Raw genomic sequence first — 10,508 nt, 5'->3', positions numbered from 1 at the left:
CCCGCTGCGCACCGCGCGGCGGGCCTCGGTCAACCCAAGCTTTAAGGACGTCACCGTGAACAAACTCGCTCTTGCGCTCGCGCTTTCCGCAACGGCCCTCGCCGCGTGCTCGACCGCATCCGGCCCGACTTTCAGCGCCTCCGAACTGCAGCCGCGCGACGGCGTGCGTACCTTCCAGGTGGACTGCCACGGCCTGCTGTCGGGCCCGCAGACCTGCATGAAGGCCGCCCGCAAGATCTGCGGCGACCAGCCCGTGCGCGCGATCGACTCGGCCCGCGCGCTGCGCGACAAATCCGATCCGGCAACGCTGGTCTTCCAGTGCGGCGCCGCGCCGGCCAAACCGGCCTCGGCCGCTGAGCCGGCCGCCGCCGCCGTCGAACAAATCAACCTGTCGGGCGATGCGCTGTTCGCCACCGACCACGCCACGCTCACGCCGACCGCGCGCGAATCGCTCGACCGGCTGCTGAGCGAGCGCGCCGACCATACGTACTCGCAGGTGACGGTCACCGGCTTCACGGATTCGGTGGGCAGCGACGACTACAACCTCGCGCTGTCGAAGCGCCGCGCCGAGGCCGTCGCCGCCTATCTGAAGGGGCACGGGCTGAAGGCCGACTCGATGACGGTCACTGGCCGCGGCAAGGCCGATCCGGTTGCGTCGAACGACTCGCCGGAAGGCCGCGCCAGCAACCGCCGCGTCGAAATCCGGCTGCAGCACTGAGCCGCCGGCGGCCGCGCCCGTGGCCGCCCGCACCGGCAGGCCGTCCGGGCCGCGCCGGAATTCCGCCTGACCACCGGGCGCCGCTTCGCCGGCGCCCGTTTCCGTTGGCCGGCGGCTATGTCAAAGTTCGTCACGTCCTGCCAAAACCGGCGGTTTCCATGCCACAATCGCCGCAGACAGTCGCCGGGGCAGCTTGCCCGACTCGCGCGCCGTGCCAGGCGTGCCCGGCGACGCGCCGGAACCCGGCTGCCGCCCTCGCGAATCACGTCGCCCGATTCGCCTGCCGCGGCGCACCGGCGCGAATCCAATCATGACAATCCACGGCGCGCCGCTTCCGGGCCAGACGCTCGACGCGATGCCCGGACGCACGACGCCGCAGAGGAAACCAACCGGTGACGGACATCAATGAAGCCGCCGCGGGCGGCACCCGCAAGCAACGGCCGGCGGTCGGCATCTCGCTGTTTGCGCGCGACGGCCAGGCAATCTGGGAAAACGGCATTCACCAGAACATCGCGTTCCTCGCGATGATGCTCAAGCGCTCGGATCGCGTCGGCCCCGTCTATTTCCTGAACGGCGGCGACGCCAGCGCGCTGCCGGCCGGCCTCGAACTCGACGGCCTCGACATCCCGCTCGTGAAGCCTTCCGACGTCACGCACGAACTCGACGTCGTGATCGAAATGGGCGCGCAATTGCCGGTCGAATGGCTCAGGCACATGAAGGCGCTCGGCAAGAAGATCGCCGCGTTCTTCTGCGGCCACGTGTATGCGGGCCTGTGCGAAACGCCGATCTTCGGGAAGCCGTCGGGGCACGTATTCAACGGCGCACCGTTCGACGAAGTGTGGCTGCTGCCGCAATACGACAAGACCGCTGCGCCGATGCTGCAAACCATCCTGCGCGCTCCCGTCCACCTGATGCCGCACATCTGGTCGCCGTACTTCCTCGAGCGCCGCGTGGCCGCGCTCGCCGGCGAAGGCGAGACGTTCGGCTATCGGCCGGGCCAGCGGCCGTGGCGCCTCGCGATGCTCGAGCCGAACATCTCGGTCGCCAAGTCCTGCCACTACCCGATGCTCGCGTGCGACGAGTTCTACCGCGCGCGGCCGGATGCGGTGCAGCACATGTTCGTCGTCAATTCGATGCACATGAAGGAGCATGCGACCTTCGTGCACTTCGCGAACAGCCTCGATCTCGTGCGCCAGCACAAGGCGACGTTCGAACCGCGCCTCGACCTGCCGGGCTTCATGGCGCGTCATGCCGATGCGGTCGTGTCGCACCACTGGGAAAACGGGCAGAACTACCTGTATTACGACGTGCTGTACGGCGGCTACCCGCTGATCCACAACTCGACGCTGATCGGCGACGCCGGCTATTACTACCCGGATTTCGACTCGGCCGCCGGCGGCCGCGCGCTGCTCGAAGCGTGGCTGCATCACGACGAACGCCTCGACGACTACCGCATGAAAGCCGGCCGGCTGCTGCAGTCCGTCTCGATCGACAACCCCGCGAACCTCGACGCGTTCGTCTCGCGTCTGGTCGCCTGAACCGGAGAATACGCATGTCGGACTCCAATGCCCGTCAAGCGCCCGGCGAGGGCAAGCGTCTCGTCGTCGGCGTGTCGCTGTTCGTGCGCGGCGCCGGCCAGTCGCTGTGGGAAAACGGCATTTTCCAGAACTGCCTGCTGCTGATCCTGCTGCTGCGCCAGTCGCCGCTCGTCGCGGAAGCCGTGATGGTGAACGGCGGCGAACAGGTCGCCGATCCGCAGATGATGCTCGGCGAGTGGAACGTGCCGCTGCTGTCGATGGACGAAGCGCTGGAACGCTGCGACGTGCTGATCGAAATGAGCGCGCAGTTCGGCGCCGATTACCTGCGCGCATTCCGCGATCGCGGCGGCAAGGTCGTCACGATGCGGGTCGGCAACGACTACGTGATCGACATCGAGCGCGCGATGTTCGACAAGCCGTCGGGCTTCCTGTTCTCTGGCGCACCGTACGACGCGGTGTGGACGATTCCCGAATTCGAGCGCTCGTGCCTGCACTACTACCAGACGGGCTTGCGCGCACCGGTCACGATCGTCCCGCACATCTGGCATCCGATGCTGTTCGACAAGGCGCGCGCGACGCTCGGCGCCGGCCTGACCTTCGGCTATCAGCCCGGCAAGCCGCGCTGGCGCGTGACGATGTTCGAGCCGAACATCTGCATGGTGAAGACGAGCATCATCCCGATGCTGGTCACGGAAGAGGCCTATCGCGCGAACCCGACATTCCTCGAGTTCGTGCGCGTGTGCAACACGATTCACCTGAAGGATCACACGACGTTCATCCACTTCGCGAAGAGTCTCGACATCGTCGAACACGGGATCACGACGTTCGAAAGCCGCTATGCGGTGTACGAGTTCATGGCCGCGTACGGCGATGCAGTGGTGTCGCACACGTGGGAAAACGCGCAGAACTACCTGTACTACGAGCTGCTGTACGGTGACTATCCGCTGATCCACAACTCGCCGTTCCTCGGCAAGGCCGGGTATTTCTATCCGGATTTCGACTGCCAGGCCGGCGGCCGCGCGCTGCTGCAGGCATTCGCCGAGCACGACGCGAATCTCGACGCCTACCGCGAGCAGTCGAAGCACGTGCTCAGCTCGGTCAGCATCTACAACCCCGAGAACGTCGCGGCCTACACGGACGCGATCGCTTCCCTCTATCGCGACGCGTGACGCGCCGCCCTTTCCGGACACCGACATGAACGCACGCCCGACCCTCACCCGCGCAAAATGGCTGATCGGCTGCGCCGCCGCATCGATCGCGATCGGCGCCCACGCACAATCGGCCGGCGAATCGGCCGACTCGCTGCTCCGCGACTCGGAGGCGGTGTTCAAGCAGCTCGACGCCGGCCAGTACGGCGCGGTGTGGACCGACGCCGCCCCGTTCGTGAAGGCGCGCTTCAAGCAGGACCAGTTCGCCGCCCAGATGCAGCAGGCACGCCAGTCGGTCGGCACGGTCAACCATCGCGGCTGGGCGCAGATCACGCGCATCCGCTACGCGAACATGTCGACAATGCCCGACGGGCTCTACGCGAACGTCGATTACGCGACGACGCTGACGAGCGGCGGCACCGTATTCGAGAAGCTGAGCTTCCGTCTCGAAAACGACGGTCGCTGGCATCTGACGGGCTACGTGCCGCGCCAGTCGCAGAACGCCGCGCAATAAGCGGCCCCCGCTCGTCCACGGAGTCGATCCGATGAAAATCAATGTCGCGATAACGATGAACGTGCAGCGCGACGCGACGCAGTCGATCTGGTACAACGGCGCGAACCAGCACTGCGTGTACCTGTACATGCTGCTGAAGCAGTCGCCGCTGATCGGCGAGGTCTGGCTTGCGCACGACGACGGCATCACCGAGTATCCTCAGGCGCTGATGATGGACGCGTTCGGCAATGCGCTGCGGCCGCTGTCGGCCGTCGTCCACCAGACCGACCTGCTGATCGAGATGAACGCGTTCATCGATCCGTCGCACACGGACGTCGTGCGCCGGCGCGGCGGGAAGTGCGTGTCGTACCGCTTCGGCAACGACTACGTGATCGCGGTCGAGACGATCAACTTCGAAAAGAACGACTGGCGGCCGAACCCGCACCGCGTTCAGTTCGACGAAATCTGGACCAACCCGCAGCACATGCATACGTGCGCAGCCTATTTCCAGGCCGTCTATCGCGCGCCGGTGATCGAGCTGCCGCACATCTGGTCGCCGTATTTCATCGAGCGCAGCCTCGACGCCGATCCCGAACTGAAGGCGCGCTTCGGCTACCGCAATCACGGCCCGGCCAAGCGCATCGCGTTCTTCGAACCGAACCTGAACGTCGTGAAGAGCTCGATCGTGCCGATGCTCGCCGCGAACGCGTGCTACGTCGAGCACCCGGCGCTCGTCGAGCACGTGTACATGACCAACACGTTCGACAAGAAGGAAAACGTCGCCTTCAAGCATCTCGCGCTCGGGCTCGAGATGGTGCGCGACGGCAAGGCAACCGCCGACGTGCGCGCACCGTTCGTCGCATGGGCCGCGCACCATACCGACATCGTCGTGTCGCACCACTGGGAAAACGGCCTCAACTACCTGCTGTACGACGCGCTGTACGGCAACTACCCGCTCGTGCACAACTCGCCGTTCCTGCGCGACGTCGGCTACTACTACCCGGACTTCGAGATATTCGATGCGGCGCGCGCGATCGCGACCGCCGCACAGACGCACGACGCGCGGCTCGACGACTACGCGGCAGCCGCGCGCCGCTGCCTGCACCAGGTCGACACGCTCGCCGAGCACAACGTCCGCGCGTACTCCGCGCAGATCCAGCAGCTGTTCGCCGACCGCCCGCTCGGCTGATCTCCTTCGCAAGCGTTCACAGCCATGAACCAGACCGTCCGCAACTTTGTCGTGATCGATTCGATCCACGGCCCGTTCGTCATCAACCGTCACTGCGCACTGCAGGCCGAAGCGCTGATCAAGACCGGCCGGCCGCATATCCAGGGCGAACTCGACACGATCCTGCTCGTGATCGACCAGTTGCCCGACGGCGCGATCGCCGTGGACGGCGGCGCGAACGCCGGACTCGTGTGCGTGCCGATCGCGCACCGGCTGCGCGAGCGCGGCGGCCGCGTCTATGCGTTCGAGCCGCAGCGCACGCTGTTCCACGCGCTCGGCGGCACGCTCGCGCTCAACCAGCTCGACAACCTCCATCTGCTGAACATGGGGCTGGCGGCCGCCAACGGCACGATGAAGGTACCCGACGTCGACTACGGACAGGATGCCGACTTCGGGCAGGTCTCGCTCGTCGACGCGCAGGCATCCGGCGGCACGCCAACGCCGGTCGTCAGGCTCGATTCGCTCGGCCTGCCCCGGCTCGATTTCCTGAAGCTCGACATCGAGGGGATGGAGATCGACGCGCTGCGCGGCGCGCGCCGGCTGATCGAGACACATCTGCCGTGGTGCTGGATCGAATACTGGAAAGTCGGCGAAGCGCCGATCATCGACACGTTCGCCGGTCTCGACTACACGTTCTACCGGATCGACGGGCTGAACATGCTGTGTGTGCCGAACTCGCGCTGGGACCGGCAACACCTCGTCATCTCGGGCGAGCCGCTCGCCGTCGGTTCGACGACCGGAAGCGGCGCGGATCCCGCAGCGCCCGCGCACGCCGATGCCGACGCGCCCGAAACGAACTGGAACCGCGCACTCGATCACGAGTCGCGCGGCGAGTGGGGGCACGCGATCGATCGCTGGCAGCGCGCGCGCGGCCGCGGGCTCGACGACGATGCGATCGCGCTCCAGCTTGCGTCGTGCTACGGCTTCGCCGGTGCGCCGGAAGCCGGGCTCGCGGCGCTCGACCATTTCGGCGATCCGGCCGCGCTGCCCGATGCGGCGCGCGGGCGCATCGAACTGGCGCGCTCGGCGCTGCTGCTGCGCGCCGGCCGGCGCGACGAGGCCGCGCGCGCCACCATCGCCAGCGAAAACGTGCTGACGGCCGCCCAGTTCGGATTGCCGACGGAGCGGCTCTACCAGGGCCAGCCGCTGCAGGGCAAGCGGCTGCTCGTGCTCAGTTACGGCGGCATCGGCGACCAGCTTCAGTACGCGCGCTACCTGCATGCACTCGACGTGCTCGGCTGCGCCAGCGTGACCGTCGTCGTGCCCGACGCACTGACGGGCCTGCTGCGCCATACGTTCCCGCGCCTCGAATTCATCGGTGCGCACGGCGCGTGGGTCGACACGTCACAGATCGCCCACGACTACTGGTGTTCGTTCCTGATGCTCGCCGCGCTGTTCGGTTATGCACCGGCGCCGGAAGGCGTGCCGGCCGCCTACCTGGCGTGCCCGCCCGCGCACGCGGACGCATGGCGCGAGCGTGTGTCGCGCGACGGCCATGCGCCCGGCACACGCCTCATCGGGCTCAACTGGCGCGGGCGCGACGAAAGCGACGCACGCTTCCATCGCGCGGCCAGCCTGCACGACTTCGCCCCGCTTGCCCGGATGCACGGCTACGCCGCGTACTGTATCAACCGCGACCTGTCCGCGCAGTCCGAACAATCGGACCTGCCGGTCAGCTTCCCGCATCACGCGATCGGCGATTTCAGCGATCTGGCCGCCCTGATGCTCGCGATGGGCGCCGTGGTGACCACCTGCACCGCACACATCCACCTCGCCGGCGCACTCGGCGTGCCGGCCGTGCTGCTGCTCAGCCCGAAAGCCGACGCCCGCTGGGAAACCGGTTCGCACACCGCGCTCTACCCGGGAGTCCGGATCGTGCGTGCCGCGCACGTCGGCCAGTGGGACGACGCGATCGACCGCGCGATGGCGCTGATGCTCGGTGGTTTCGGGAAGGATCGATCGATTTGACGGGCTGCGTGAACAGGCCCTAGACCAGCACCCGGTCGCCGCTTTGCGCGGCGAACACGCGGCCGTGCCGCCGCCCCATGCGTGCGAGCACGGCGAAACAGCGGGCCGCTGGCCGGTTCGCGCCGGCGGATTGCCTGACGAGACTGTCGGACACGCCGCGCGCGATCGCCGAATCGCCGCCGCATGCGCCGGCGATGACGCCCGCGTAATAGTGCCGGGCGGCCAGTTCGCGGCCGCCCGCGTCGAGCGAATTCATCCGCTGAATGCGGCGCGCGACGATTTTCAGGCCGTCGAGATAGGGTGCGACGTCGATCGGCGCATCGGTCGATTCGGCGCCCAGCTGCCACAGCATGTCGGCCAGCTCGGCGATCGCGACGAGGTCGCGCGCACCGGTCGCCTGCGTGCCCGTTCCGCCTCCGGCCTTCGTCCCTGCCATGCCCACGCCCCTTTGCGATTCGTCCCGCCCCGACGCACACCCCGCGCGCCGCCCTGCTTGCTGCCGCACCGTCACGCGGCGGCCGGCGACCGCCATGAAAAGCGGATGCCCTGCGCCCATGCGACGCCGGCATCCACGATGATCTGCCGGTCGATCTCGCTTTCCACGCCTTCGACGACGACGTGCCGCGCACCTTCATGCGCAAACGCGATCAGCCTGCGGAACTGGTAGCGTCCGATCGCGTTGCGCTTGATCATCGACAGGATCGACCGGTCGAGCTTCACGATGTCGGGATTGCCGACCACCAGATTGTTCAATGCACTGAAGCCGACGCCGAAATCGTCGATCGCGATCCGGCATCCGGCCTGCCGGAAGCGGTTCACGAACGACCGGCCCGCGACGGGATTCAGCGGCCCCGTCTCCGTGATCTCGACCACCAGCCGCGCCGCCACCGACGGTTCACGCTCGAGCCGCCTGAAAATCGCCAGCCATGCGTCGTCGACGACCGCGCTCACCGCCGCGACGTTGCACCCGAGCACGGCGCCCGGATCGGCGCGCAGCGCGTCGATCGTCCGCCCGACCACCAGCCGGTCGAACCACCGCATCAGCCCGAGTGCCTCGAGGCGCGGCAGGAACGCAACCGGCGGCAGCGCGTCGCGCTCGCCCCATCGCAACCGCGCCAGGCACTCCTGGTACAGCACGCCGCCCGACAGGTCGGAGCGGCACACGGGCTCGCGCGCGAACCCGAGCCGGCTTTCCACGAAACTGCGTACCGACGCGAGGTCGGGGTGATCGTCGGGTGCACCGAAAACGAGATCGATTTCGTCGCGATTCGCTTCCCGATTCGCCTCCTGGCGAGCTTCGACCGCATTCATCCGGCGCTCCGGCAAATGGCGAGCCGCCAACGACGGCTCGACCTCAATACACATGCGGAGCGAGCCGACCACGACACGCTCCGCCGCCTACCCGGCCCATCCTGTTATGTCGATTTTTTCCGGGGAGCGTACTTTTCGCTTCGGCGCGCCGTCAAATTCGATATTTTCAACGATATTCAGTTACTGGAAATACACCATGCGCATGCCATGCCGACAGTGCGACAGGTTACACAACACGAATTACAGAACCCCAAATTGAAAATCGTTTATCTTTCTCATCTAAACAGTTTCGGCTGATTCAATTCTCCCACGACAAGCCGGTCTCGCAAATCGGGAAAATGACAATTGATCAGATTAATACCGCCCCGCAGCGCGCCGGCCGTGCCCGACGTCTCATCCCGAAACACCGACCCTTGCACGAATTGCCTTCGCCTAAACCCCTTCGCCACACGTCATTCGATCACTGCAGCATTCAATATCCACGTTTCAAACGTATTATTAAATTTCGAAACGGAATCAAGTGCTGCTAAATCAATAATATCAAGTTCAATTATATGAAGATTATCGATTGAAACATGTTTAACAATCTTCAAGACTTGTTAAGCGATAAAATTATTTCTGACGGACTTCCCTCGGAGCCGTCAATTTCGTGCCTTCAAAAACCGTCGAACCGATCGGGTTCGGCGGTTTCTTTTTTTTAACGGCATTATTTCGTCAGACATTAGGGCGGGACAACCCCGATGGCGGCCGGCGGCGCAATGAAGATGCGCCGCGGAAAAAATCGGGCCTTATGCGGCCGTCGCGCCGACCAGGTTGGCGAGCAGCGCGTCGTATTCGGCGACGAGCGCCGGATTCGCCGACGTGTAACGAGCAAGGATCTCGCGCTGGCGCCGCGTATAGGCTTCCCAGTCGTCGTCGTGCGTATGCAGCGCGCGCAGCAGCGCATCGGCGCCCTGCTGCACGTCGTTGTCCGGATAGTAGTAGCCGAGATCGGGAGCGAGGCTCGCGTTGTGCACGAGCGGATAGCCCTGCCAGCACACGTCGAAATAGAAGTAGTTCAGCGGGTTCGACCACTGGTGCGACACGACGATGTCGGTCAGGTCGGCGAGGAACAGCGGCGTGTCGAAGCGACCGACGAAGCTCGCCTTGCCCGCGCGCACGATGTCGAGGTAATTCATCAGCATCACGAACTCGGCGCTGTCGTGCGCGAGGCGATCGGCGTTCGTCACGTGCGTGAAGCAGATCGCGTCGGGGTCGCGCCGATACGCCTCGTCGATGATCAGCATCGGATACACGCAGAACTTCACGACGTTGTGGTTCGGCTCCATCACCGTCAGCCGCTTGCCGGGCTCGCTGCGCGGCCGGTATTCGCCATGCTCGGGCAGCGACTGCGCGCGGGCGCTCAGGAACATCGGATCCCACACGAACGGCACGACGCGCCCCGGGCAGCGGCGCAGCGACTGCAGGAACGGCAGCGACGACGGCGCGATCTGCGGAATCGCCCACACCTCGTCGTAGCCGCGGTTGATGAACAGAGAATCCCACAGCCGGCGGCCGAACAGCATCGACTCCATCGCGTTGATGTACTCGACGCCGCAGCAATAGCTGACGAGCTTCGCGCCGCGCGCTTTCAGGTAGGCCGTCTGCTCGCCGTCGATCTGCCCGCCGAGCTCGATCACCACGTCGAGCGCATCCTTCATGTCGGCGAACGCGCGCGTGTCGTACACGTTGCGGTCCCACGGCAGTGCATCGGTCAGCGGCACATCGGTCGTGTTGACCAGCGTCACGCGGTAGCCGTGCGGCGACGCCATCAGCAGCTTCGCGAGGAACAGCGCGTTCTGCTTGATGCCGTTGATCCACAGGCTTTCGTCGGGGGCACGCAATCCGATCGTGATACCGATGCGCAGGCCGTTCAGGACAGGAGACGTCATCGTCGGCGGGATGGAAGGTTGGATGGGAGTGGCATGGCGCAGTGTAGCGCGCGAAGCGCCGCCCGCGTCAAGCGGCGACGGCCAACCCGGCATTCTAGCGGAGCGCCGGCCGCACACTGTCAGGGATGGTCAGCGCGCCGCCCGGACAGGTCGATCCGCCAGACCGTTATGCG

Annotated in this window: 9 protein-coding genes; 6 read left to right on the top strand and 3 right to left on the bottom strand. The window is 66.0% G+C overall.

Annotation, left to right across the window (positions count from 1 at the left end):
* Positions 1–55: 55 nt before the first annotated feature.
* The 6 genes from AC5LXK_RS18905 (at position 56) to AC5LXK_RS18880 (ending at position 7,093) form a co-directional block, all read left to right on the top strand.
* The gene (locus tag AC5LXK_RS18905; protein WP_493392998.1) at positions 56–718 is read left to right on the top strand and encodes an OmpA family protein; all 663 of its coding nucleotides are present in this window, start codon (positions 56–58) and stop codon (positions 716–718) included.
* Between the two features lie 392 nt (positions 719–1,110).
* Entirely contained in the window at positions 1,111–2,256 is a 1,146-nt protein-coding gene (locus AC5LXK_RS18900; protein WP_493392997.1) for a DUF2827 domain-containing protein, read from the top strand.
* A 14-nt stretch (positions 2,257–2,270) separates the two neighbouring features.
* On the top strand, positions 2,271–3,425 hold the full coding sequence (locus AC5LXK_RS18895) for a DUF2827 domain-containing protein (protein WP_493392996.1): 1,155 nt from the start codon (positions 2,271–2,273) through the stop codon (positions 3,423–3,425).
* Positions 3,426–3,450: 25 nt separating this feature from the next.
* The gene (locus AC5LXK_RS18890) at positions 3,451–3,918 is read left to right on the top strand and encodes a DUF4019 domain-containing protein (protein WP_493392995.1); all 468 of its coding nucleotides are present in this window, start codon (positions 3,451–3,453) and stop codon (positions 3,916–3,918) included.
* Between the two features lie 31 nt (positions 3,919–3,949).
* A complete protein-coding gene (locus AC5LXK_RS18885; RefSeq protein WP_493392994.1) occupies positions 3,950–5,086 on the top strand; it encodes a DUF2827 family protein in 1,137 nt (378 codons plus the stop codon).
* A 24-nt stretch (positions 5,087–5,110) separates the two neighbouring features.
* Positions 5,111–7,093 (top strand): FkbM family methyltransferase, encoded by a 1,983-nt coding sequence (locus tag AC5LXK_RS18880; RefSeq protein ID WP_493392993.1) that lies wholly within the window; start codon positions 5,111–5,113, stop codon positions 7,091–7,093.
* A 19-nt stretch (positions 7,094–7,112) separates the two neighbouring features.
* On the opposite strand, the gene AC5LXK_RS18875 is transcribed toward AC5LXK_RS18880, so the two are convergent.
* The 3 genes from AC5LXK_RS18875 to AC5LXK_RS18865 all read right to left on the bottom strand — a co-directional run bounded on the left by AC5LXK_RS18875 (position 7,113) and on the right by AC5LXK_RS18865 (position 10,335).
* Positions 7,113–7,529 carry a hypothetical protein gene (locus AC5LXK_RS18875; RefSeq protein ID WP_493392992.1) on the bottom strand — a complete coding sequence of 139 codons (417 nt, stop codon included), beginning with the start codon at positions 7,527–7,529 and terminating at the stop codon, positions 7,113–7,115.
* Positions 7,530–7,600: 71 nt separating this feature from the next.
* Complete coding sequence (locus tag AC5LXK_RS18870; RefSeq protein WP_493392991.1) at positions 7,601–8,404, bottom strand: EAL domain-containing protein; 804 nt, start codon at positions 8,402–8,404, stop codon at positions 7,601–7,603.
* Positions 8,405–9,192: 788 nt separating this feature from the next.
* Complete coding sequence (locus tag AC5LXK_RS18865) at positions 9,193–10,335, bottom strand: DUF2827 domain-containing protein (protein WP_493392990.1); 1,143 nt, start codon at positions 10,333–10,335, stop codon at positions 9,193–9,195.
* Between the last annotated feature and the right edge of the window lie 173 nt (positions 10,336–10,508).

The sequence above is a fragment of the Burkholderia pulmonis genome, from assembly GCF_984667975.1.
This window is presented reverse-complemented; position numbering and strand designations above follow the sequence as displayed.

Excerpts from the sequence above, each read along its gene's own strand:
- AC5LXK_RS18870 (WP_493392991.1), bottom strand. The coding sequence starts at position 8,404 with ATGAATGCGGTCGAAGCTCGCCAGGAGGCGAATCGGGAAGCGAATCGC.
- AC5LXK_RS18895 (WP_493392996.1), top strand. The coding sequence starts at position 2,271 with ATGTCGGACTCCAATGCCCGTCAAGCGCCCGGCGAGGGCAAGCGTCTC.
- AC5LXK_RS18875 (WP_493392992.1), bottom strand. The coding sequence starts at position 7,529 with ATGGCAGGGACGAAGGCCGGAGGCGGAACGGGCACGCAGGCGACCGGT.
- AC5LXK_RS18890 (WP_493392995.1), top strand. The coding sequence starts at position 3,451 with ATGAACGCACGCCCGACCCTCACCCGCGCAAAATGGCTGATCGGCTGC.
- AC5LXK_RS18865 (WP_493392990.1), bottom strand. The coding sequence starts at position 10,335 with ATGACGTCTCCTGTCCTGAACGGCCTGCGCATCGGTATCACGATCGGA.
- AC5LXK_RS18880 (WP_493392993.1), top strand. The coding sequence starts at position 5,111 with ATGAACCAGACCGTCCGCAACTTTGTCGTGATCGATTCGATCCACGGC.
- AC5LXK_RS18885 (WP_493392994.1), top strand. The coding sequence starts at position 3,950 with ATGAAAATCAATGTCGCGATAACGATGAACGTGCAGCGCGACGCGACG.